The sequence below is a fragment of the Halomonas sp. YLGW01 genome, assembly GCF_014840935.1.
Taxonomy (GTDB): domain Bacteria; phylum Pseudomonadota; class Gammaproteobacteria; order Pseudomonadales; family Halomonadaceae; genus Onishia.
The window spans coordinates 1218237-1242700 of sequence record NZ_CP062005.1 but is presented as its reverse complement, the minus strand read 5'-3'; the positions used below and the strand labels follow the sequence as shown (position 1 = coordinate 1242700).

20 protein-coding genes are annotated in these 24464 nt (G+C 66.1%); 8 read left to right on the top strand and 12 right to left on the bottom strand.

The window, feature by feature from the left end:
* Positions 1 to 6: 6 nt before the first annotated feature.
* The 11 genes from folC to leuC all read right to left on the bottom strand — a co-directional run bounded on the left by folC (position 7) and on the right by leuC (position 13701).
* The gene (gene folC / locus IEJ03_RS05800; RefSeq protein ID WP_192036724.1) at positions 7 to 1395 is read right to left on the bottom strand and encodes a bifunctional tetrahydrofolate synthase/dihydrofolate synthase; all 1389 of its coding nucleotides are present in this window, start codon (positions 1393 to 1395) and stop codon (positions 7 to 9) included.
* A gap of 11 nt (positions 1396 to 1406) precedes the next feature.
* A complete protein-coding gene (accD, locus tag IEJ03_RS05795) occupies positions 1407 to 2357 on the bottom strand; it encodes an acetyl-CoA carboxylase, carboxyltransferase subunit beta (protein ID WP_192036723.1) in 951 nt (316 codons plus the stop codon).
* Positions 2358 to 2442: 85 nt separating this feature from the next.
* Complete coding sequence (trpA, locus tag IEJ03_RS05790) at positions 2443 to 3246, bottom strand: tryptophan synthase subunit alpha (protein ID WP_192036722.1); 804 nt, start codon at positions 3244 to 3246, stop codon at positions 2443 to 2445.
* Positions 3247 to 3272: 26 nt separating this feature from the next.
* Positions 3273 to 4460, bottom strand: coding sequence for a tryptophan synthase subunit beta (gene trpB / locus IEJ03_RS05785; protein ID WP_242458103.1), 1188 nt, complete (start codon positions 4458 to 4460; stop codon positions 3273 to 3275).
* A gap of 45 nt (positions 4461 to 4505) precedes the next feature.
* On the bottom strand, positions 4506 to 5168 hold the full coding sequence (locus IEJ03_RS05780; protein WP_192036720.1) for a phosphoribosylanthranilate isomerase: 663 nt from the start codon (positions 5166 to 5168) through the stop codon (positions 4506 to 4508).
* Between the two features lie 14 nt (positions 5169 to 5182).
* Positions 5183 to 6127, bottom strand: coding sequence for a tRNA pseudouridine(38-40) synthase TruA (truA, locus tag IEJ03_RS05775; RefSeq protein ID WP_192036719.1), 945 nt, complete (start codon positions 6125 to 6127; stop codon positions 5183 to 5185).
* A gap of 7 nt (positions 6128 to 6134) precedes the next feature.
* Positions 6135 to 8792 (bottom strand): FimV/HubP family polar landmark protein, encoded by a 2658-nt coding sequence (locus IEJ03_RS05770; protein WP_192036718.1) that lies wholly within the window; start codon positions 8790 to 8792, stop codon positions 6135 to 6137.
* A gap of 270 nt (positions 8793 to 9062) precedes the next feature.
* On the bottom strand, positions 9063 to 10175 hold the full coding sequence (asd, locus tag IEJ03_RS05765; RefSeq protein WP_192036717.1) for an aspartate-semialdehyde dehydrogenase: 1113 nt from the start codon (positions 10173 to 10175) through the stop codon (positions 9063 to 9065).
* 114 nt (positions 10176 to 10289) lie between these two features.
* Positions 10290 to 11369 carry a 3-isopropylmalate dehydrogenase gene (leuB, locus tag IEJ03_RS05760; protein WP_192036716.1) on the bottom strand — a complete coding sequence of 360 codons (1080 nt, stop codon included), beginning with the start codon at positions 11367 to 11369 and terminating at the stop codon, positions 10290 to 10292.
* 214 nt (positions 11370 to 11583) lie between these two features.
* On the bottom strand, positions 11584 to 12252 hold the full coding sequence (gene leuD, locus IEJ03_RS05755) for a 3-isopropylmalate dehydratase small subunit (protein WP_192036715.1): 669 nt from the start codon (positions 12250 to 12252) through the stop codon (positions 11584 to 11586).
* 3 nt (positions 12253 to 12255) lie between these two features.
* On the bottom strand, positions 12256 to 13701 hold the full coding sequence (leuC, locus tag IEJ03_RS05750; RefSeq protein WP_192036714.1) for a 3-isopropylmalate dehydratase large subunit: 1446 nt from the start codon (positions 13699 to 13701) through the stop codon (positions 12256 to 12258).
* A gap of 245 nt (positions 13702 to 13946) precedes the next feature.
* Between leuC and IEJ03_RS05745 the strand changes: the two genes are divergently transcribed.
* Positions 13947 to 14870: a LysR family transcriptional regulator gene (locus IEJ03_RS05745; RefSeq protein ID WP_192036713.1), complete on the top strand. Its 924-nt coding sequence runs from the start codon at positions 13947 to 13949 to the stop codon at positions 14868 to 14870.
* 93 nt (positions 14871 to 14963) lie between these two features.
* Entirely contained in the window at positions 14964 to 16349 is a 1386-nt protein-coding gene (locus tag IEJ03_RS05740) for a hypothetical protein (RefSeq protein WP_242458056.1), read from the top strand.
* Between the two features lie 16 nt (positions 16350 to 16365).
* Here IEJ03_RS05740 and IEJ03_RS05735 read toward each other — a convergent pair whose 3' ends face one another.
* Positions 16366 to 16890 carry a zinc ribbon-containing protein gene (locus IEJ03_RS05735; protein WP_192036712.1) on the bottom strand — a complete coding sequence of 175 codons (525 nt, stop codon included), beginning with the start codon at positions 16888 to 16890 and terminating at the stop codon, positions 16366 to 16368.
* 215 nt (positions 16891 to 17105) lie between these two features.
* On the opposite strand from IEJ03_RS05735, the gene leuS reads away from it, so the two are divergent.
* The 6 genes from leuS (at position 17106) to IEJ03_RS05705 (ending at position 24412) form a co-directional block, all read left to right on the top strand.
* A complete protein-coding gene (gene leuS, locus IEJ03_RS05730) occupies positions 17106 to 19694 on the top strand; it encodes a leucine--tRNA ligase (protein WP_192036711.1) in 2589 nt (862 codons plus the stop codon).
* A gap of 13 nt (positions 19695 to 19707) precedes the next feature.
* Positions 19708 to 20223: an LPS assembly lipoprotein LptE gene (gene lptE, locus IEJ03_RS05725; protein ID WP_192036710.1), complete on the top strand. Its 516-nt coding sequence runs from the start codon at positions 19708 to 19710 to the stop codon at positions 20221 to 20223.
* Between the two features lie 10 nt (positions 20224 to 20233).
* Positions 20234 to 21292, top strand: coding sequence for a DNA polymerase III subunit delta (holA, locus tag IEJ03_RS05720; protein ID WP_192036709.1), 1059 nt, complete (start codon positions 20234 to 20236; stop codon positions 21290 to 21292).
* Positions 21293 to 21770: 478 nt separating this feature from the next.
* Entirely contained in the window at positions 21771 to 22436 is a 666-nt protein-coding gene (locus IEJ03_RS05715) for an ABC transporter permease (RefSeq protein ID WP_192036708.1), read from the top strand.
* 62 nt (positions 22437 to 22498) lie between these two features.
* Positions 22499 to 23677 carry an ABC transporter ATP-binding protein gene (locus IEJ03_RS05710; protein WP_192036707.1) on the top strand — a complete coding sequence of 393 codons (1179 nt, stop codon included), beginning with the start codon at positions 22499 to 22501 and terminating at the stop codon, positions 23675 to 23677.
* A gap of 3 nt (positions 23678 to 23680) precedes the next feature.
* Entirely contained in the window at positions 23681 to 24412 is a 732-nt protein-coding gene (locus IEJ03_RS05705; protein ID WP_192036706.1) for an ABC transporter permease, read from the top strand.
* Positions 24413 to 24464 lie beyond the last annotated feature (52 nt).

The window sequence follows — 24464 nt, the reverse complement described above, 5'->3', positions numbered from 1 at the left end:
CGTACTTCATTCGTCCCTCCCTGGCTCGCCACCTTGGCGACCCCTTGGCTGCCGCGACAAAGTCGAGGATGCAGGCTCCGCGGTTTCCCAGCGCGCCAGCACCTCCGCCACGGTGAAGAAGGATCCACATACCAGCACCTGATCGTCGTCGTTCAGGTACGCCTCGAGCCAGGCCGCCCCGGCGGCCGGAGACTCGGCGAGGGTCAACACCTCGCCGTCACGGTCACGGATCAGCTCGGCGAGCGCGGCGGCGGGGCGCGCCCGCTCGCCGCCGAGCGTCGCTGGCACCCAGGCGTCGATGACATCGGCCAGGGCCGACACCACGCCGTCGGCATCCTTGTCACCGAGCATACCCAACAGCGCGATACGCCGCCCCGTGCAGTAGCGGCGCGAGAGGCGTTCGGCGAGATAGGCGGCGGCATGGGGATTGTGCCCCACGTCCAGGCACCAGTTGCCTCGCCACTGCATGCGTCCGGCCAACACCACCTCCGCGAGCGCCCGACGACAGGCGACGGCATCGAGGCTCACGCCGGCCAGCGCCAGCGCCTGCAGGGCGGTGGCCGCGTTATCCAACGGCAGGTCGGGATCGGGCAGCGCCGCCAGCGTGAGTCGTCCGCCCTGGGCGTCGTGTCCCTGCCAGGTCCACCCCTCTGCGTCGGCCCTTCTCGAGAACTCACTCGTCAGGCAGTGCACCTGCGCGCCCAGGCTGGTAGCCACCTCATGCACGCTTGCCGGCAATGCCGCGCTGCCCAGCACCGCTGGGCGTCCGGCACGCAGGATGCCGGCCTTCTCGCGGCCGATCCCCTCGAGGTCGGTGCCCAGGAAGGCGGCATGATCCTGTGCAACGGTGGTCACGACCCCCACATCGGCGTCGATGACGTTGACGGCATCCAGCCGCCCACCCAGCCCCACCTCGAGGATGGCGATATCCGGGCGGTGCCGGGCGATGGCCCAGAGCCCGGCCAGGGTGCCGGCCTCGAAGTAGGTCAGGCTGACCGGCTCCCCCTCGAGACGAGCCGCCTCGACGCGGGCAAAGCCTTCGATCAGGGTCGCGTCGCTTGACTCCTCGCCGTCGAAGCGCAGGCGCTCGTTGTAGCGCAGCAGATGCGGCGAGGTATAGGTGGCGGTCTTAAGCCCGTGGGCGAGTGCCAGGGCCTCGAGCATGGCCACCGTGGAGCCCTTGCCATTGGTGCCGGCGACGGTAATGACCCGGCCAGCCAGCTGACCTTCTTCCCCTCCGGGGCCGAGCCCCAGGCGTGATGCGACCCTGGCCACTCGTTCGAGGCCAAGGTCGATGCTGACCGGATGCTGCTGCTCGAGGCGCTCGAGCCAGCCCTCGAGGGTCGAGGGCTGGCTATCGGTGACCCGCGGAGATGGCGGTTGGACTGAGCTCATGACGGTGGGTGTCAGGCCTCGCGGTTAACGTCGTCGGTCTCAGGTTCGGCCAGGCCTTGGGCCTCGTCGACCAGATCCGGCTCCTCGTTTTCCGGCTGGCCGGAGGCCGGCTGGTGCGTCAGCTTGCGCAGCACACCGCCCAGTCGATCACGCATTTCCTGGCGATGCACGATCATGTCGACGGTGCCATGCTCGAGCAGGAACTCGCTGCGCTGGAAGCCTTCCGGCAGCTTCTCGCGGACCGTCTGCTCGATGACCCGCGGGCCGGCGAAGCCGATCAGAGCATTGGGCTCAGCGACATTGAGATCGCCAAGCATCGCAAGCGAGGCCGAGACACCGCCGTAGACCGGGTCGGTGAGCACCGAGATATACGGAATGCCCGCCTGCTTGAGCTTCTCGAGTGCCGCTGAGGTCTTGGCCATCTGCATCAGCGAGAACAGAGCCTCCTGCATGCGGGCGCCACCGGAGGCGGCGAAGCACACCAGCGGAATGCCCTCCTCGAGGGAGCGCGTCGCGGCCTGCACGAACTTCTCGCCCACCACGGCCCCCATCGAGCCGCCCATGAAGCTGAACTCGAAGGCCACGGCGACCAGCGGCACGCCATCCAGCTCGCCCCGCATGGCGATCAGGGCATCGTTCTCGCCGGTGTTCTTCTGCGCGGCGTTAAGGCGATCCTTGTACTTCTTCGAGTCACGGAACTTGAGGCGGTCCACCGGCTGGAGGTCGGCCTGGATCTCTTCGCGGCCCTCCTGATCGAGGAACCAGTCCAGACGCTTGCGTGCGGTCAAGCGCAGATGATGGTCGCACTTGGGACAGACGCTCTGGTGCTTTTCCAGCTCGGGGAGATACAACACCCCCTCGCACTTGGGGCACTTGCGCCACAGGCCGTCGGGCACGCTGGAGCGACGGTCCTTGCGCTGAATGCGTCCCATGGAGGGCACGATCTTGTCTAGCCAGCTCATATCAGAAGGTTTCCATCATGCGGGGCCCGGCGCGACCGGGCCTGTATTGATTCAAAGTACGCTGCGCGCCAGGCGCGCCTCGGGGTCAGGCGTCCAGGGCCTGACGCATCTCGCCCAGAATATCCTTGAGGCGCGGCGCGATGGCCGCCGGCTCGTCGGCGCAGGCGGCGATCTGGCCCACCAGCACGCTGCCGACGATGACACCCTCGGCCACCTTGCCCACGGCCGCCGCCGTGGCACCGTCGCGAATGCCGAAACCGACGCACAGCGGCAGATCGGAGAGCTTGCGCAGCGGCGCCAGGTGCGCATCGATGTCCTCGACGTCCAGGGTCGCGGCACCGGTCACGCCCTTGAGGGAGACATAGTACAGGTAGCCCTCGCCGTGGGCGCTGATTGTACCGGCCCGGGCAGCCGAGGTGGTAGGGGCCACCAGGAAGATCGACTGCAGGCCACGCGCCTTGAGCACGGGGCCGAACTCGTCGGCTTCCTCGGGCGGCATGTCGACGGTCAGCACGCCATCGACGCCGGCATCCCGGGCCTGATCGGCGAAGGCCTCGTAGCCCATGCGCTCGATGGGGTTCAGGTAGCCCATCAGCACCACCGGCGTCTCGGTGTCCCGGCTGCGGAACTCGCGCACCATGTCGAACAGGTGGGCGAGACGGGTGCCATGCTTGAGCGCCCGCTCGCAGGCCTTCTGGATCACCGGGCCATCGGCCATGGGGTCGGAGAACGGCACCCCAAGCTCGATGATGTCCGCCCCGGCCTCGACCAGCGCATGCATGAAGCCCACGGTATACTGCGGCGCGGGATCACCAGCGGTGAGGTAGGGGATCAGGGCCGTGCGGCCCTGCGCCTTGAGCGTGGCGAAGCGTTGATCGATTCGGTTCATACCCTTGTCCTGGTCGCGGTCCACGATTAGATCTCGATACCGTCGAGCTTGGCGACGGTGAGGATGTCCTTGTCGCCGCGCCCCGAGAGATTGACGACGATGTGCTGGTCGGGCCGCATGGTCGGCGCCAGCACCTTGGCATAGGCCAGCGCATGGGCCGACTCGAGGGCCGGCATGATGCCCTCGACATGGGTGAGCTCGCGGAACGCCTCGAGCACCTCCTTGTCGTTGGCCGCCACGTAGTTGACGCGGCCCACATCCTTCCACAGCGCATGCTCGGGCCCCACGCCCGGGTAGTCGAGACCCGCCGAGATGGAGTGAGTATCGGACACCTGGCCGCCCTCGTCGGACATCAGATAGGTGCGATTGCCGTGCAGCACACCACGAGGGGCATTGCCGGTCAGCGGTGCCGCATGGCGACCGGTCTCGACGCCGTCACCGCCGGCCTCGACACCGTACATGGCCACCTCGTCATCCTCGACGAAGGGATAGAACAGGCCCAGGGCGTTGGAGCCACCGCCGACACAGGCCACCAGCGCATCCGGCAGGCGACCAATCTGCGTGAGGGACTGGTCACGGGCCTCGCGGCCGGCCACCGCGTTAAAGTCGCGCACCAGCATCGGATAGGGGTGCGGACCGGCCACGGTGCCGATGATGTAGAAGGTGTTGTCGACGTTAGTGACCCAGTCGCGCAGCGCCTCGTTCATGGCATCCTTGAGGGTACGCGAGCCGGACTCGACCGGGATCACGGTGGCGCCCAGCAACTGCATGCGATAGACGTTGAGCTTCTGACGCTGGACGTCCTCGGCCCCCATGTAGATCGCGCACTCGAGGCCCAGGCGAGCCGCCACGGTGGCCGTGGCCACGCCGTGCTGGCCGGCGCCGGTCTCGGCGATGACTCGCGGCTTGCCGCTCTTCTTGGCCAGCAGCGCCTGACCGATGGTGTTGTTCACCTTGTGGGCGCCAGTGTGGTTCAGGTCCTCTCGCTTCAGCCAGATCTGCGCGCCCCCCAGTTCCCGCGACCAGCGCTTAGCATGGTACAGCGGAGAAGGCCGGCCCACGTAGTGGGCCAGATCATGGTCGAATTCGGCCTGGAAATCGGGATCGTCGCGAAGAGCCTCGTAGGTCTTCTCCAACTCCTCCAGGGCGAAGCTCAACGTTTCCGAGACGAACCGGCCGCCGTAGGCGCCGAAATGGCCTCGTGCATCCGGCATGCGGGTCAGGTCGCTGAACTTGGTCACGAAAGACACCTCACAGGGTCACTGGAACTTGGATGGGTAGGTCGTAAGGACTTGACGCAGGAAATCGTCGATCTTGTCGGCCGCCTTGATGCCGGGTGTCGACTCGACACCACCTGACACATCGACGGCAAAGGGGTGCACCGCACGCACGGCCTGCTGGACATTCATCGCGTGCAGACCTCCCGCCAGAATAACAGGTTTTGCCAGGCTTGCGGGGATACGGGACCAGTCGAAGGTCTCCCCGGTACCGCCGGGAACCCCGGGTTTGTAGGCATCCAGCAGCAGCGCTCGTGCCTGACCATAGGCACTCGCCGACGCCTGCAGGTCGATCCTGTCACGCATGCGCAGCGCCTTGATGTAGGGTCTGGAAAAGCGCCCGCACGCCTCGGGGGCCTCGTTGCCGTGGAACTGCAACAGATCCAGGTGTTCGCAGGCCGCCTCGATCAGCTTAGGGTCCTGATCGACGACCAGACCGACCCGGGTCACGAAGGCGGGCACCCGAGCACTCAGCTCGGCCAGTCGCGCAAGGTCGATGGCCCGCTTGCTCCCCGGCCACAGCACGAAGCCCAGCGCATCGGCGCCGGCGGCCACGGCCGCATCGACATCTTCCTCTCGAGTCAGACCACAGATCTTCACCCGCGTGCGTCGGATGACGGGATTCGTTTTCGGATCGACTTGCATGGCACGCGACTCCCTCATGCCGGCCTGCCCGCCTCGATGTAGCCCGGCGGCACCGAGGCCTGGGTCGGGCGGGTGCGACGAAAATCCACCAGCGGGCAGTCCGGCAACTCACGCTCGCCGGTCCACTCGCCGAGGAAGGCCAAGAGATTCGGCCCCAACGGCTCGCGGGGCAGGTCGTAGACGTCATCGTAGACCGAATCGACGAAGTGCAGCCCACATCCCGGTGCCGTGGGGCTTCCCTGACGGCGATCCTTCAGGGCCAGCAGCCGGGCCGGGTAATCCCGCCCCTGCTCGCCGCGCCCCACCGTGATCAGCGCACCGACAATATTGCGAATCATGTGGTGCAGGAAGGCATTGGCCTGGACATCGACCACCACCAGCGGGCCGTGGCGATGCACCTCGATGAAGTGCAGGTGGCGCTGGGTAGTCTTGGACTGACAGCCGGCGGCGCGGAAGCTGGAGAAGTCGTGCTCGCCCACCAGAGCCTGAGCGGCATCGTGCATGGCCGGCACATCCAGGGGGTCGCGGCACCAGGTGGCATTGGCGCGCTCCAGCACCGGCCGACTGGGCTGATTGAGAATGACGTAGCGGTAGCGCCTGGCCAGCGCCAGGAAGCGGGCATGAAAGTCATCCGGCACCGGGGCAATCCAGCGCACGGCGATATCTCGCGGCAAGTTGGCATTGGTCCCGAACACCCAGGCCTTCTGGGAGCGCGGGACCGGGGCATCGAAATGAACGACCTGACGGGTGGCATGCACGCCGCTGTCGGTGCGCCCGCTGCAGTGCACGGTAATCGGCGTATTGGCCACGCGGGCCATGGCCTTCTCGAGCGCCCCCTGCACCGAGGGGGCCTGCTTCAGGCGTTGCCAACCACAGTAGTGGCTGCCGTCATACTCGACCCCCATGGCCAGGCGGCCAGCAAGGGGATGCTTGTCATCAAGGGACTCGAAAAGGGGCATCGGCTCATCATAGGTTGTGCTGGGCGATCATGCGCTTGGCCTGCTCGCGGATATCGCCATCCCCTTCTTCCAGAGCCCGGTCCAGCAGGTCGCGTGCCTGGGCATGATCACCTTGTTCGAGGCGCGCTTCGGCCTGACCGACCAGTGCCCGAGACTCCGACGGGGAATCGGCAGGTCGCTCATTATCCAGATGCAGCGGCTCGAAAGCTACCTCCTCGATCTCCCAGTCTTCATCGCCGGCACCGAAGGCGTCCATACGAGAGCCTCGACCCTCTCCTCGCAGCAGCTGGGCCAGATCGCTGTCCGCCTCTTCCCCCAAGGCGGACGACTCTTCTGACTGCCCCCCCTCCGATGCGAACTCCACGCTGGGCTGCATGGGCGTTTCTTCGGGCGTGTCCGTCTCCAGCTCCAGGGGCGGCGGACGGTAATCGATCACATTGCTCCCGCTCTCGGGCGACGCCTCGCCATCGCCGGGGACCGGTGTCGTCGCATCGTAATCGGCCGACCGGCTCTCGACGGCCTCTCGCTCCCTTTCGGCATCACCCTCTTCGGCAGACGCCGCAGCGCCCATCTCCAGTGGCACGTCTCGCTCGGCATCCTGCTCCTCCGGCGCGGCGACCGAAGCCTTGTGCAACGCTTCGCCAATCTCTTCCGGGGTCACGTCCTCGCCCTCCTGCCAGGAGGGGCGAGCAGGCTGGGGCTTATCATCGAAGGCCATCGGCTCACGCTCGATGGGAGGACGCAAGGCCGATGCCGACTCCACGGGTGCCAGCGAGATACCGGAATCGATGAAGGCTCGGCTCTCTTCTTCACCAGGTTCATTGGAGGCTGTGGTATCAGGTGTCGTTTCCCGCTGATCGGCATCGATCTCCGCCACGCGCCCTGCCCCATCCGACGGCGCCCGGGGTTCACGGGCCAGCAAGCGCACCAACTCCGACTGACGCGCCGGATCGTCATCTGCCGCCAGGCGTTCGGCCTCGGCATGCACCGACTGCCACTTTCCTTGTTCCACCAGCGCCTTGACCAGCTTGAGTCGCAGGTCATAGCGCTCGGGCTCGGCTGCGAGGCCCTCCTCGATCATGGCCTGAGCCTGCTCGTAACGTCCGTAGGCCATGAAGATGTCGGCCTCACTGACGGACTCGGCTTGAGGCATCAGCGCCTCGCCCTGCTTCGATGCGCCATGCGCCGGCTTGTCATCGCCCTGAAGGGTCGTTGCTGCCGCGTCCTCGCCCTCGACTAGGCCAGCGCCGGACGCCTCATCCCTGGCAGGGTTTGACGTTCGACGGCGACGCACCAGCAGCCACAGCGCCAGCAAGACGGCCAGACCACCAGCAGCCAGCTGCCCCGACAGGGTGCGACCCGCCTGACTGAGCGTGGCCCACAGGGGCATCAGATAACGATCGACGAAGCCGGATCCCGCCCACGACGCTTCTGCCTGCGCAGCCGATGACGCCAATTTCGCCGCCATACTCGACAAGGAATCGCGTAGGCGAGCGACCTCCTCGCGCAGCGAGGCCAGTTCGGCGCTGTTCTCCTCGCGTTCGGCACGCATGGCCGCCAACGATTGCTGACTCTGTTCGAGCCGCTCTTCCATGCGATCGAGACGATCACTCTGCTCGCTGGACACCGTGTCCACCGCCTCGGCCTGAACCTCGGCATCGGTCAGCAGGGTCAGGCGCGGCTGATCGGCCGCCTCGTCAGAGGCCGTATCGGCCTCGAGCCGAGCCGTGGATTCGGAAGCGACATCGGCGTCGGCGACCGTCGGCTCCTGACCATCAGGACTGCCCGAGGCCACCTCAGCGGCGGCATCCGTCGAGCCGTCGGGCGCATTCACACCGGTCGGTGCGGGCGTCGAAGGGGACGCCATCATGGGCAGCGGCTCACCTCGGGAAAAGGCACGATTATGCGCCTGCATCTGCTGTTTGGCCTCCTGCGGTGCGCGCGCCAGAATCTGCTCCCGGGAGGGCACCTCCAGCACATGACCTGCCTTCAGGCGGTTGATGTTGCCGCCCGAAAAGGCATCCGGGTTGGCACCCAGCAGCGCCATCATCATCTGCGGCATGGTGATGCCTGCCCCCGGGCGCAGCCGCTCGGCAACGCTCCACAGGGTATCGCCGACATCGACGTAGCCGGCGCCTCGGGAGGATGTTTCCCCGCCTTCCCGTGGCGTTTCTCGGGGAGTCGCGGGCGGCAGGCTCGCTACCGTGCCCTGGCGGCGGGGTTGCTCAGGGCTGTACGCGCCGGATGTCGCGGCGCCGGCCGACTGCGAGCCAAACCCCGGAGGATCGAAGAGCAGGGTGACCTGGCGCTGCTGACGCCCACTCGGGCCGTCGAGCTCCACCAGCAGATCGAGATAGGGATCACTCACCGGATGCCGGGAGCGCACCTTGACTGCCAGCCCCGACACTTGCGGAATGACCGTCATTTCCAGCCCTTCGAGCCACAGGCTGCGCTCGAGCCCGGCACGACGATATGCCGCGACATCGGCCAGGCGGGCCGTCAGCGCCTTCGCCGATACGCCCTGGGTGTCCGTCAGCGGAATCGTGGCCTCGAGAGGTGCCCCCAACGCCGAGGACACTCGCGCGTCTCCCACACCCAGCGACCAGCTTGGCGAACTGAGAGCGGAAAGCGACATCAGGATGAGCAGAGAAAACTTGCGGTTCATGGCGACAATGGCCTCGCAGGTGTCGGGGGCAACGGACCCATACATCAAGATATTCAAACATCAGTATGAGTCACGACAACCTAATCATCGAATAATGGGTTAATTGTACTCACACTTTCCGCTCACCGGGAGGCGCCGACAAGACAAAGCAGGCCACGCATTCAACGTTGGCGAAGAACGCAGATCGTGACCTCGCACGGCCCCACCTCTGACCCGACAAAAAAACGCCTCCCCGAAGGGAGGCGTTGGAAACGGCCGTGGCGAAGCTTCTTACTGCTCGCGGAGGATCTTCAGCATGCGCTTGAGCGGCTCGGCGGCACCCCACAGCAGCTGATCGCCGACCGAGAAGGCGGACAGATACTCACCGCCCATGGCCAGCTTGCGCAGGCGACCCACTGGCACGTTCAGGGTGCCGGTCGCGGCGGCCGGGGTCAGGCCATCGATGGTGGCGTCCTTCTCGTTGGCGATGACACGCACCCACTCGTTGTGCTTGGCCAGACGGTCCTCGATCTCGTCGAGCGGCACATCCTGCTTGAGCTTGATGGTGAAGGCCTGGCTGTGGGAGCGCATGGCACCGATGCGCACGCAGAGGCCATCGATGGGAGTCGGGTTGTCGCCCAGACCGAGAATCTTGTTGGTCTCGACGCCACCCTTCCACTCTTCCTTGCTCTGGCCGTTCTCCATCGGCTTGTCGATCCAGGGCAGCAGGCTGCCGGCGAGCGGCGCCCCAAAGTTCTCGGTGGGGAAGCTCGCACCGCGCATGGTCTCGGTGACCTTACGGTCGATGTCGAGGATCGCACTCGCCGGATCGGCCAGCTCGCTGGCCACGCTGTCACGCAGTCCACCCATCTGATTGAGCAGCTCGCGCATGTGCTTGGCACCGGAGCCGGAGGCCGCCTGGTAGGTCATCGAGGTCATCCACTCGATCATGTTGGCCTCGAACAGGCCGCCCAGGCCCATCAGCATCAGGCTGACCGTGCAGTTGCCGCCGACGAAGGTCTTGGTGCCGCGCGCAAGCTGCTCATCGATGACGTCGCGGTTGACCGGGTCGAGCACGATGGTGGCGTCATCGGCCATGCGCAGGGTGCTGGCGGCGTCGATCCAGTAGCCCTTCCAGCCGGCCTGGCGCAGGTCCTGGTAGACCTTCTCGGTGTAATCACCACCCTGGCAGGTGACCACCACGTCAAGCGCCTTGAGGGCGTCCAGATCGAAGGCATCCTTGAGCGGGGGCACGTCCACGCCGACATCGGGCCCGGGCTGACCGACCTGGGAAGTGGTGAAGAACACCGGCTCGATGCCGGCGAACTCATTGTCTTCCTGCATGCGCTGCATGAGCACAGAGCCCACCATGCCACGCCAACCCACGAAACCGACTGTCAACATGTGAAGTCCTCCAAAAAAGAATTAGCCAACAAGTATACACGACACGGCCCCGACGCGCAGACGGGGCCGGCTTTCAACTTTATTTCAAACACTTACGGATTAATGCATCGACACTCACGACGCCTCGAAGGCCGCCAGCACGGCGTCTCCCATCTCGCCGGTGGAGACCTGGCGGGTACCCGGATAGGCGATATCCGCGGTGCGCAGCCCCTCATCCAGCACCTTGCCCACGGCCGCCTCGATGCGCTCGGCCAGCGCAGCCTCATTGAGCGAGTAACGCAGCATCATCGCCACCGAAAGAATGGTCGCCAGCGGATTGGCGATGCCCTGACCGGCGATATCCGGCGCACTGCCGTGGCAGGGCTCGTACATGCCCTGGCCATCGGCATTCAGCGAGGCCGAGGGCAGCATGCCGATCGAGCCGGTGAGCATGGCGGCGGCGTCGGAGAGAATGTCGCCGAACATGTTACCGGTGACGATCACATCGAACTGCTTGGGCGCGCGCACCAGCTGCATGGCAGCGTTGTCGACGTACATGTGGGAGAGTTCGACGTCCGGATACTCCGGCGCCAGCCGCTCCATGACCTCGCGCCACAGCATGGTGGCCTCTAGCACATTGGCCTTGTCGACGCTGCACAGCTTGCCGCCGCGCTTGCTGGCCATCTCGAAGGCCACCCGGCCGATGCGCTCGATCTCGGCCTCGGAGTAGACGTAGGTGTTGAAGCCCACCCGCTGGCCGTCGCGCTCCTCGATGCCGCGCGGCTGGCCGAAGTAGATGCCGCCGGTGAGCTCGCGCACTATCATGATGTCGAGACCGGACACCACCTCGGGCTTGAGGCTCGAGGCCTCCGCGAGCTGAGGATACAGAAGCGCGGGACGCAGGTTGCCGAACAGTGAAAGCTCCTTGCGAAGCCCCAGCAGGCCCTTTTCCGGACGCTTGCTGATGTCGTCGAGCTTGTCCCATTTCGGCCCACCTACCGCCCCAAGCAGGATCGCGTCCGCGCCGCGGGCCTGCTCCAGGGTCACCGCCGGCAGCGGTTCGCCGTGGGCGTCATAGCCCGCCCCGCCCACCAGGCCTTCCTCGATGTCGACGTCAAGACCAGCGGCCTGACAGGCCTTGAGGACCTTGACGGCCTCGCGGGTGATTTCCGGGCCGATGCCGTCACCCGGCAGAACGAGAATCTTGCGGCTCATGTGCTATGGCTCTCTTGGCAAAAGGGCCCGCATGGCGGACCCGGTCATTCGGTGATGGAAACGTCAGGCGAAGCGCCTCCGCCTGACGAAAAGAAGATGGCGCTTCCCTGCGCGTGTGCCCTTGAGGGCATCCCTCTTCTTCAGTGTCCAGCGTCGATGCTGGGAGGTTGGCCCGGCGCACCGGGCCGAAGTCTGGCGTTGGGTCGATTCAGCCTCAGGCCTTGGCCGCCGGTGTGCCCGCAGGCTCGCGGAACAGCCAGGGACGCGCGGCCCGGTGCCTGGCCTCGAAGTCACGAATGGCGTCTTCATCCTGCAGGGTGATGCCGATATCGTCGAGGCCGTTGAGCAGGCAGTGCTTGCGGAAGGCATCGACCTCGAACTCGAGGATCTCGCCGGCCGGCGTGGTGATGCGCTGATGCTCGAGATCGACGTCCAGGCGATAGCCTTCACTGGCCTCGACCTCCTGGAACAGCCGCTCGATGACGTCTTCTTCAAGGGTCACCAGCAGGATGCCGTTCTTGAAGGCGTTGTTGTAGAAGATGTCGGCGAAGCTCGGCGCGATGACCACGCGAAAGCCGAAGTCCTCCAATGCCCAGGGCGCATGCTCCCGGGAGCTGCCGCAACCGAAGTTGCGCCGGGCCAGCAGCACACTGGCGCCTTCATAGCGCGGCTGATTGAGGACGAAATCCGGGTTGAGCGGACGCTGCGAAACATCCTGGCCCGGGTAGCCCTCGTCCAAGTAACGCAGCTCGTCGAAGAGGTTGACGCCGAAGCCGGTGCGCTTGATCGACTTCAAGAACTGCTTGGGGATGATCAGGTCGGTATCGACGTTGGCGCGATCCATCGGCGCCACCAGACCCTGCTGACGTTCAAACTTGTGCATGGTTCAGGCCTCCTGGGGCTGGCTTTCCACATCGAACTGGCGGACATCCACGAAGTGGCCGGCGATGGCGGCCGCGGCGGCCATCGCCGGGCTGACCAGGTGGGTACGCCCTCCATAGCCCTGACGGCCTTCGAAGTTACGGTTCGAGGTCGAGGCACAATGCTCGCCGGCGCCGAGCTTGTCGGCGTTCATGGCCAGACACATGGAGCAGCCCGGCTCGCGCCACTCGAAGCCCGCCTCGGTGAAGATCTTGTCGAGCCCCTCGTCCTCGGCCTGGCGCTTCACCAGCCCGGAGCCCGGCACCACCATGGCGAGCATGATGGAATCGGCGACCTTGCGGCCACGGGCGACCTTGGCCGCCGCGCGCAGGTCCTCGATGCGCGAGTTGGTGCAGGAACCGATGAACACCTTGTCGAGGCGAATATCGGTGATCTTCTGCTTGGCCGAAAGCCCCATGTACTCGAGCGCCCGGGCATGACTGCCCTTGACGGTATCGTCGGTCGCCTCGGCGGGGTCGGGCACCTCGCCGGAAATGCCGGTGACCATCTCGGGGCTGGTGCCCCAGCTGACCTGCGGCTCGATGTCCTCGGCCTTGAGCGTCACCACCTTGTCGAAGGCGGCATCGTCATCGGAGACCAGGCTTCGCCAGTCAGCCACGGCGGCCTCCCACTGCTCGCCCTGAGGCGCGAAGGGGCGCTCGCGCAGATAGTCGATGGTGGTGTCATCGACGCCGATCAGACCGACCCGGGCACCCGCCTCGATGGCCATGTTACAGACCGTCATGCGGCCTTCCATGGACAGCTCGCGGATCGCGCTGCCGGCAAACTCGATGGCATAGCCGGTGCCGCCGGCAGTGCCGATGCGCCCGATGATCGCCAGCACCACGTCCTTGGCGGTGACGCCGGTGCCGAGCGAGCCCTCGACCCGCACCTGCATGTTTTTCATCTTCTGCGCCAGCAGGCACTGGGTGGCCAGCACGTGCTCGACCTCTGAGGTGCCGATACCATGAGCCAGCGCCGCGAAGGCGCCGTGGGTGGCGGTATGAGAATCACCGCAGACCACCGTCATGCCCGGCAGGGTCGCGCCCTGCTCCGGGCCAACCACGTGCACGATGCCCTGGCGGGCGTCGTTGATGCGAAACTCCTCGATACCGAAGGCCTCGCAGTTGTCATCCAGGGTCTGCACCTGGATCAGCGATACTGGATCCTTGATGCCGGCATTGCCCTCGGCGCGCTCGACAACCGTGGTCGGCACATTGTGATCGGGGGTGGCGAGGTTGGCATCCAGACGCCACGGCTGACGTTTGGCCAGGCGCAGTCCCTCGAAGGCCTGCGGCGAGGTCACTTCGTGCAGCAGCTGGCGGTCGATGTAGATCAGCGCAGTGCCGTCATCGCGCTCCTTCACCAGGTGCTGTGACCACAGCTTGTCGTAAAGCGTCTGGCCTGCCATGTCTCTCCTCCACGGGGCTGAGTTCGCCCTCTGATTGATCGTGCCGCGCCGGACGCCGCTGGCATCTCAGGCGTCGTTGCCATGGCACCGAGACTAGGGCGCCCTACACATAAAATCAATTCATGTTATTTATGTTATTAATTCCATGCTGGAATACCAGGCCGGCATGACGCGACTTGCGCCAAGCCATGAGGCACCTGACGCTGCCCAGAACCCCATCACCGCTATCGTTTGAGGAGCCGCCCATGGACACCCAAAGCCTGCAGGCCTTCCTGGCCGTCGCCGACTACGGGTCCTTTTCGCTGGCCGGCGAGCAGCTGCACCTGACGCAACCCGCGGTCAGCAAGCGCATCGCCACCCTCGAGGATCAGGTGGGATCGCGCCTCTTCGATCGCATCGGCCGCCGCGTCACCCTCACCGAAGCCGGCGCCCTGCTGCTGCCCCGGGCCCGGCAGATCCTGCTGATGGTCGACGACAGCCGCCGGGCGCTATCGAACCTCGCAGGCGACGTGGCCGGTAGCCTGACGCTGGCCACCAGCCACCATATCGGCCTGCACCGGCTGCCGCCCCTGCTCAAGGCCTTTACCCGTGACCACCCGGCGGCGGATCTTGACCTGCGCTTCCTGGATTCCGAACAGGCCTATCAGGGGGTGCTCGATGGCGGCCTGGAAATGGCCGTGGTCACCCTGGCCCCGGTGCCCGACCCCCAGCTCACGGTGGTGCCGGTATGGATCGACCGGCTGCGCTTCGTCTGTGGCAAGGATCACCCTCTTGCCCAGCACGCTGCACGGCATGAGCGGCTCTCCATGTCGGCATTGGCCGCCCATCCTGCGGTGCTGCCGGGCCCCTTGACCTTCACCCGCGGCATCGTGCTGGAGACCTTTTCCCGCGAGGCGCTGAACGTGAAGGTGGGGCTGTCGACCAACTACCTGGAGACGCTGAAGATGATGGCCTCGATCGGGCTCGGCTGGAGCGTGCTCCCAGAGAGCATGATCGACGACGACCTCCATGTCCTGCCGATCGATCATCGCCCCATCGAGCGCCCGCTGGGCTATCTGGTGCATCGCAACCGCACGCTCTCGAATGCCACCCGGGCGATGATGGCGAAGCTCGATGCCGCGCGCACGGACGAGGCGCGACGCTGGGCGCTGCCGACCCCGCTCGCCTGAGGCAGCAAAGCTGACCCGGGCAGTCCCCTGGCCGCCGCTTGCCGAGGCCGCCGGGCTTGCCTAGGATGCCTAGCTTTGCCCGGATACGCGTCCATGCCGCCCGCCTCGCCGTCGCCCTCTTCGTCATCCTCTTCTTCATCAGAGGCTGAGGCCCCGTCCGTCCCTGCGCCTGCTCGCCCCCTGATCAGCGGAAGGCAGCGGCTGGCGGGGCTCATCATCGCCCTCGGCCTGGCGCTGCAGGTGTCGCGCCTGGCCGGCCTCTCCGCCCTGGCGCCGCTGGTCGGCGTGGCGTTCTGGCTGGCGGTGGCCCTGCTGTGGGTCGATATCCCCACCCGCAACCGCCGCCAGGTAGGCGCGCTGGCGGTGATCGGGGCGACGCTGCTGGCGATCAGCCGAGGCATCTATGGCGCAGAGCTCGCCTGGAAAAGCGTGCTGGACGCCAACACCTTCGTGGTCGCCATGCTGGTCGGGGTCAGTTTCATCGGCCTGATCAACCGCGCCCCGCCGTCGCCCGGCACCCAGAACCACGGGGGGCGGGGTGTGATCACCACCTGGCTGAGCGTTCACCTGCTCGGGGCCATCCTCAACCTGTCCTCGGTGTTCCTGATCGGCGATCAGCTCAAGCGCGCCGACGGCCTGCGCCTGCCGCAGCTGCTGACCCTCAATCGAGGGCTCTCCAGCGCCGCGCTCTGGTCACCGTTCTTCGCCGCCATGGGCGTGGCCATGGGCCTGGCCCCCCGGCTCGACTTCGCGCTCGTACTCGCCGCCGGGGTACCCCTGGCAGCGCTCTCCGGCGTGCTGACGCGCCTCGAGCTGGCACGGCGCTTCGATCTTGCCGAGGTGCCGGGAGTCTCGCTGGCCCCGCGCAACCTGCTGATGCCGGTGGGGCTCGCGGTGCTGGTGCTTGGCTTTCACTACGGCCTGACGCCTGCGCTGTCCATCGTCAGCATCATCACCTTCCTGCTGCCGGCCACGGCGCTCGCCGCCAACCTGCCCCGCGGCATCACCTTTACATCGAAGCGGATGATGCAGCATACCCGGGAGCGACTGCCGGCGATGCGCGGCGAGATCTCGCTGTTCTTGGCGGCAGGACTCTTCACCCAGGGGCTCTCGACCTTCATCGATGCGGCCACCGGCAGTCAGTGGGTGCTGTTTGAGCACTTCGGGGCGGGGCAAGCCATCCTCAGCTTTCTGGCCATCGTCTCAAGCGCCGTAATCGGCCTGCACCCGATCATCGGCATTTCGACCCTGGCCTCGCTGCTGGACCTGGACGGCGCCAACCACACCCTGGTCGGGGTGGTGGCACTGAGCGCCTGGGCGGTGGGTGCGGCCATCGGCCCGCTATCGGGGATCAACCTGTCGTTGCAGGGCCGCTATGGCACCAGTGGCGGGCTGATGATGCGCCACAACCTGATCTATGCCCTGGTCATGTCGTTGGGGGTCTGCCTGGCGATCGGCGTGATCGCCAGGCTGGGCTGACGCCGGCCAGGCCAGCTCAGTGAGTGCCGACCTGAGGCCCGCGAGAGAAATAACGATGCCCGCACTGGTGGCAAGGCTCGAGGCGCGCCACCTCGCCAAGCGTCACCTCGGCGCCGCAGTGCACGCAGCTCAAGAGACCCGGTGCGACCATCTCGCCTTCGCAGTAGTCGGCGCGAGCCGCCTCCAGGTCGTCCTCGAAGCGCACCCGATCGATCACGGTGCGGTCGGCGATCGAGAACAGCGCCTCACGGATGCGCCGCGACAGCACGTCGAGATCGATACCAAGCCAGCTGGCCACGCCCTCGCCGCCGGCCGCCAGGTAGTGGCGCAGGTCCTTGAGGTCGCGCTCGACCCAGGCGCGCAGTAGCGACAGCTCGTCGCGGGTGTAGTCCTCGACCTCCGCCTCAAAATCCACCGCCTCATCGAGCTCCTTCTGCAGGTTCTCCCACGACAGCTCCTTGGCGCCGTCCTGAAGCCGCGCCAGAAGACGCTCATAGCCCTCGCGCAGGCGATGGTCCGAATGCTTGTCCTGATCGCTCATGTGAGCCTCCTTTGTGACCTTCCTTGCTCTGGCCTTGCTCTGACCAAGCACGGAGCCCCTACCTGCTCAGGCCCCGCTGCGGTATGCTTGATCCCCATTTAGACGCTATCTTCCCGTGCCAGCAAGCCTTTCGCGCCATATATCGCGCGAGCATGATCACGCGGGAAAGTCCCTTGCTCTTCGCCACCGACGCTACAAGGTAACCATTCAGACCGATGGACGCACAGTACAAGCCTCACGACATCGAACGCGACGCCCAGCAGTTCTGGACCAAGCAGCAGTGCTTCAAGGCAGTAGAAGACGCCAATCGCGAAAAGTTCTACTGCCTGTCGATGTTCCCCTACCCCAGCGGCAAGCTACACATGGGGCACGTGCGTAACTACACCATCGGCGACGTGGTCTCGCGTTTCCAGCGCATGCAGGGCAAGAACGTGCTGCAGCCCATGGGCTGGGACGCCTTCGGCATGCCCGCCGAGAACGCCGCCATCAAGAACCAGGTGCCGCCGGCCGAGTGGACGCATCAGAACATCGACTACATGCGCGACCAGCTCAAGGCACTGGGCTTCGCCTACGACTGGAACCGTGAATTCGCCACCTGCGACAGCGACTATTACCGCTGGGAGCAGTGGTTCTTCACCAAGCTGGTCGAGAAGGGCCTGGTCTACAAGAAGATGTCGACGGTCAACTGGGACCCGGTCGACCAGACCGTGCTCGCCAACGAGCAGGTCATCGACGGCTGCGGCTGGCGCTCCGGCGCACCGGTGGAGCGCAAGGAAATCCCGCTGTGGTTCCTGAAGATCACCGACTACGCCGACGAGCTGCTCGCGGACCTCGACCAGGTCGACTGGCCCGAGCAGGTCAAGACCATGCAGCGCAACTGGATCGGCAAGTCCAAGGGCGTGGAGCTTGCCTTTGACGTAACCGGCCATGACGGCGCCGAACCGCTGCGCGTCTACACCACCCGTCCGGACACCCTGATGGGCGTGACCTACGTGGCCGTGGCCGCCGGCCACCCGCTGGCCAAGGCGGCCGCCGAGCACAACCCGGCGCTTGCCGCCTTCAACGAGGAATGCGCCCACGGCGGCACCTCCGAGGCGGAGATGGCCACCATGGAGAAGAAGGGCATGGACACCGGCTATCAGGCCGTCCATCCCCTCACCGGGCGCCAGGTGCCGGTCTATGTGGCCAACTTCGTGCTGATGGAGTACGGCACCGGCGCGGTGATGGCCGTGCCCGCCCACGACCAGCGCGACTGGGAGTTTGCCACCAAGTACGGCCTGCCCATCGAGCCGGTGATCGCCACCGAGGACGGTCAGGCACCGGACGTCTCCACCGCCGCCCATGACGAGCACGGCGTGCTGATCAACTCCGGCGAGTTCGACGGCCTGGACTTCCAGGCGGCCTTCGATGCCATCGCCGCCAAGCTGACCGAGCAGGGCCACGGCGAGGTCAAGACCAACTTCCGCCTGCGCGACTGGGGCGTAGCTCGCCAGCGTTACTGGGGCGCGCCGATCCCGGTCAAGTACGGCCCCGAAGGCCAGACCGTGCCGCTCACCGACGACGAACTGCCGGTCTGCCTGCCCACCGAGGTCACCGTCGACGCCTCCGGCTCGCCGCTCAAGAAGATGCCCGAGTTCAGCGATCTCGGCGACGGCTGGGTGCGCGAGACCGACACCTTCGACACCTTCATGGAGTCCAGCTGGTACTACGCCCGCTTCTGCTGCGCCGACAACATGGAGGCCATGCTCGATGAGCGCGCCAACTACTGGCTGCCGGTGGATCTCTACATCGGCGGCATCGAGCACGCCATCCTGCACCTGCTCTATGCGCGTTTCTTCCACAAGCTGATGCGCGACTTCGGCCTGGTGGACTCCGATGAGCCCTTCAAGCGCCTGCTGACCCAGGGCATGGTGATCGCCGAGACCTACTACCGGCCCGCCGCCAACGGTGGCAAGGACTGGTTCAACCCGGCCGACGTCGAGGTCAAGCGCGACGACAAGGGCCGCCCGGTCAGCGCCGTGCTGATCAGCGACGGGGAACCGGTGGAGATGGGCGGCATCGAGAAGATGTCCAAGTCCAAGAACAACGGCGTCGACCCCCAGGCGATGATCGACCGCTTCGGCGCCGACACCGTGCGCCTGTTCATGATGTTTGCCGCGCCCCCGGAGCAGTCGCTCGAGTGGTCCGACACCGGCGTCGAGGGCGCCCACCGCTTCCTCAAGCGCCTGTGGCGCCTGGTCGCCGAGCACGCCAATGCCGGCACCCCGGGCAGCCTCGATCTCGAGGCTCTGACCGAGCCCCAGCGTGAACTGCGCCGCAAGACCCACGAGACCATCAAGAAGGCCAGCGACGATATCGGCCGGCGCACCACCTTCAACACCGCCATCGCCGCGGTGATGGAACTGACCAATGCCATCGGCCGTTTCCAGAATGACGGCGAGAATGCCAGCCCGCAGGATCTGGCCGTCGCCCGCGAGGCCGTGGAAGCCTGTGTGCTGCTGCTTGCGCCGATCACCCCGCACGCCTGCCACGGCCTGTGGGCCGCGCTCGGCCACGCCGAGCCAGTGATCGATGCCGACTGGCCGACCCTGGATGAGTCCGCCCTGGCCCGTGACGCCATCGAGCTGGTGGTGCAGGTCAACGGCAAGCTGCGCGCCCGCCTCGAGGTGCCCGCCGATGCCGACAAGGCCGCCATCGAGGCCCAGGCCATGGCCGCCGAGAACGTGCAGCGTCACCTCGAGGGCAAGACGGTGCGCAAGGTCATCGTGGTGCCGGGCAAGCTGGTCAATATCGTTGTCGGGTGAAAAGGAATCAATCATGCAACGCCGCCGCTTTCTCAAGCAGGGACTGAGGGTCGCGCTGGGCGCGACCGCCATCGGCACACTGGGGCTTGGCCTCGGCGGCTGCGGCTTTCAGCTGCGGGGCTACGGCGAGTCGCTGCCCGCCCTGCCGGCGCTGGCCCTGGCCGGTGCCGATGACGACCTCGCCACCGCGGTGCGCAAGACGCTGACCCGGGCCGGCACCCGGGTCGACGACCAGGCGGCCCTGCGCCTCAATCTGGGGCGCGGGACCATCAGCGAGACGCAGCAGGGGCTATCCGCCGGCACCAGCCATGATATCGAGCTCACTCTGAGGGCACCCTTCTCGGTGCAGCGCCAGGCCAACGACGCCTATCTGCTCGACCAGCAGACCCTCGAGGTCAGCGAAACGGTCACCGTCAACGACGACGACCTGCTGGCCCAGGACGATAGCCGCCGCAATGCCCGAGAGCGCCTGTACGAGACAGCCGCTCGTCGGCTGATCGAGCGGCTGAGGCCACTGGCCGAGCAGTAACGGAGTCGCCATGAAAGTCTTTCCCGACAAACTCCCCCCGGCGCTGGCCAAGGGCCTGCCGCCGGTAGTGATCGTCTCAGGCGACGAGCCCCTGCTCCACATGGAGGCCTGCGACGCGGTGCGTGCGGCGGCGCGCAATGCCGGCATCGAGGAACGCGAAGTACTGCACGTCGAGAACGGCTTCCAGTGGGGGCGGCTCACCGAGTCCGCCGCCAGCCTGTCGCTGTTCGCCTCGTCGAAGCTCATCGAGCTGCGCCTAGGCGGCCAGGCGCCCGGCCAGGAAGGCGGCAAGGCCCTAGAGGCCTACGCCGAGCAGATGAAGGGCAGCGACAACGTGCTCTTGATCATGGCCGACAAGCTCGATCGCCGGCAGCAGCAGAGCAAGTGGTTCAAGGCACTGGACAAGGCCGGGCTCTTCGTGCCGGTATGGCCGGTGGATCACCAGCGTCTCGGCTTCTGGATGCGCGACCGCGCCAGCCACCATGGCCTCAGCATGGACATGGAGGCCGCCCGCCTGCTCGGCGAGCGCACCGAAGGCAACCTGCTGGCCGCCGATCAGGAGCTGCAGAAGCTCGCCCTGCTGATGCCACGGGGTGCCCGCCTCGATGTGGCATCGATCACCCAGGGCGTCGAAGACAGCGCCCGCTACGATGTCTTTACCCTGAGCGATGCCTGCCTGCGCGGCGAGCGCGAGCGTGCCTCGCGGATCCTCAGGAGCCTGCAGCGCGAGGGGCTCGAAGCCCCCATCGTGCTATGGGCGCTGACCCGTGAGCTGCGCACCCTGCTCTCGCTCTACCAGCACCTCGACCAGGGCCAGAGCTTCGAGCATGCCTGCAAGGCCCAGAAACCGCCGATCTTCGACAAGCGGCGTCCCGCCTACCAGCAGGCCCTGAACCGGCTGCCGGTCAAGCGTCTGCACAAGCTGCTGATGTTCTCCCAGCGCCTCGATCTGGCCATCAAGGGCGCCAGCGCCGTACCACTGTGGGATGGCCTGCACGACTTGGCGCTGACGCTTGCCGGCGGCCGTGGCCTGCTGGCGGAGTCGCCGCAGTCCTACAAGGTCGGCTGAGCCTCGCCGCCTGGCGGGCCCCATCCGACCGAGACGGCGCCCCGCGGGGCGCCGTCATCTTTTACGGAGAAAGACACTCGTCCCGCCAGCGTCTGCTCGCCCTTCCCGACCCGCGCCCCGGGCGCCAATGCTCGATGATGACGATGCCCGTACACCTGCCCGGACCAGGACGAGCGGCGATGCTCTCGCCCATGCGGCGTCCCGCCACCCTTCGGCAGGCGCCCTTCCCCTTCAAGGCCATGCAAGAGATAAGACCATGCAGGAGGCAAGGCCACATCAGCATCTTCAATAACTGGCATTTTGGATCATCATGCAAATCAATAACAAACGGCTATTTGGCTCTGCTAAGCTATTGCGCGTTCCCGCGCCGGCACCCCTGTCCACGTACTTCTCGGGGCGCGCCGTGGCATGATCCCCCGACCTGCCGGGCCGGTCAGCCCCTGCCGGCCTTGAGACACCATCATCAAGGAGACGTCGCTTGGAACTGCTTCAATATGCTCTGGACAACCTGGAGCTCTTGCTGACCCGCACGGTCGAGCATATTTCCCTGGTGGGCGTCGCGGTCGGCATCGCGACCCTGACCGGCGTGCCGATCGGCATCGCCATCACCAAGAACGAACGCGCCGCCAAGACCGTGCTCTACATCGCCTCGATCATCGTGACGATCCCCTCCATCGCGCTGTTCGGCATCATGATCCCGATCCTGTCGATCATCGGTCAGGGTATCGGGTACATGCCGGCGGTCATTGCGGTACTGCTCTACTCGCAGCTGCCGATCATTCGCAACACCTATACCGCCATCAACAACGTCGACCCGGCCCTTCGCGAGGCCGCTCGCGGCATCGGCATGAGCCAAAACCAGCGCCTGCGCATGGTCGAAATACCGCTCGCCGTGCCGGTGATCATGGCCGGCGTGCGCACCGCCGTGGTGCTCAATATCGGCGTCATGGCGATCGCCGCCTACATCGGCGCCGGGGGGCTCGGCACCTTCATCAGCCGCGGCATTTCACAGTCCGATCCTCGCCAGCTGATCCTCGGCGCCGTGGCCGTCAGCGTGCTGGCGATCATCGTCGACTATTCACTGCTGGCGCTGCAGAAGCGCCTGACGCCCAAGGGCATGGAGCGCGCCGCCACCACTGCCTGAACCGTCATCCGCGCCACTCTCAGTCGACCTGAAAAGGCTGCAGACCCGACAAGGACCGCTACATGATTCGACTCGACAACCTGACCAAGGTCTTCGACACGCCCAAAGGGGCCGTGACCGCCGCCGACCACATCAGCATGGAGGTGCCGAGCGGCGAGATCTGCATCCTGCTCGGCCCCTCCGGCTGCGGCAAGACCACCTCCCTGAAGATGATCAACCGCATCATTCGCCCAACGTCGGGCAAGGTGTTCATCAACGGCGAGGACACCAGCAGCCTCGACACCCAGGACCTGCGCCGCAACATCGGCTACGTGATCCAGCAGATCGGTCTGTTCCCCAACATGACCATCGAGGAGAACATCACCGTGGTGCCGAAGCTGCTGGGCTGGGACAAGGCCAAGTACCGGGAGCGTGCGCGGGAGATGATGCGCATGATCGCCCTGGAGCCGGATGCCTTCCTCAAGCGCTATCCAAGCGAGCTCTCCGGCGGGCAGCAGCAGCGCATCGGCGTGGCTCGGGCGCTGGCCGCCGACCCGCCCGTGATGCTGATGGACGAGCCCTTCGGCGCCATCGACCCGATCAACCGGGCGGTGATCCAGGACGAGTTCCTGAAGATGCAGCAGGACCTCAAGAAGACCATCATGTTCGTCAGCCACGACATCGACGAAGCGATCAAGATGGGCGACCGCATCGCCATCTTCCGTGCCGGCAAACTGGTGCAGTACTCGGAGCCCGATGAGCTGCTGGCCGCGCCCAAGAACGACTTCGTCGAATCCTTCCTCGGCGAGGATCGGGCGCTCAAGCGCCTCAACCTGGTAAAGGTGCGCGACCTGGCCAGCGACGAGATCGGCCTAGTGCGCCCAGACGACACCCTCGACACCGCGCTGAACCGGATCGAAGCATATGGCTATCTGAACAGCATCGTGATGGTGAACAACAAACGCCAACCGGTGGGCATCATCAACGCCGCCGTGGCCCGCACCACCAAGGGCCATTGCCGCGATCACTTCCAGAGCGTGCCGGTGGTGGTCAGCCTCGACGACGATCTGCGCAAGGTCGCCTCGCTGATGTTTGCCAATGACATGACCTGGGTACCCTGCGTCGACGACGACGGCCGCATCGTCGGCCAGATCACCCAGCGGGCGATCACCCACCACCTGGGCTCCCGCTACCGGGCTCACTCGCGAGACGAAGCCACTCCGGATGCCGCAGCATCGCTGTCACCGGCCCACAAGGAGTAAGCCATGCCGACGCTGAACCTCTCTGGGGCAATGCGCCTGCTGGTGCTGGTGGTAGTCTTCATGGCCGGGGTGTGGAGCCAGTCCAGCGGCGTGATCGACGACTTCATCTTCTACCTGCCCGATATCCAGTACCTGGCCGTGCAGCATCTATGGCTGACCGCCATCTCCGGCAGCCTGGCGATCCTCGTCGCCATCCCGCTGGGCATCCTGCTGTCGCGCCCCACCATGGAAAAGGTCGCGGAATCCGCGATGCAGGTGCTCAACGTGGGCACCACCATCCCGACGCTTGCGGTGCTGGCGCTGTCGATGAGCTTCCTGGGCATCGGCACCGTGCCGGCAGTGTTCGGGCTCTTCGTGGCGACGCTGCTGCCGATCACCCGCAACACCTACACGGGCCTCAAGGGCGTCTCGCCGGCCCTCATGGAAGCCGCGGCGGGCATCGGTATGTCGCCGACCCAGCGCCTGCTACGGGTCGAATTACCCAATGCCCTATACGTGATCTTCGCCGGCATCCGCACGGCGTTGGCCATTAACGTCGGCACCGTGCCGCTGGCCTTCCTGATCGGAGCCGGCGGCCTTGGCGAGCTGATCTTCACCGGCATCGACCTCTATGACCCGGTGATGATGCTCTCTGGCGCCATTCCCACGGCACTGCTGGCAGTCGCGGTCGACATGCTCATCGCTGTCACCGCTTTCCTGATGGTCCCGCGCGGGGTGAACCCGAGCCGGGCCTGATTCGTGCGATCCACTGCCTGGCAGCGACTCGGCAGGCAGGGACGCTCGACCC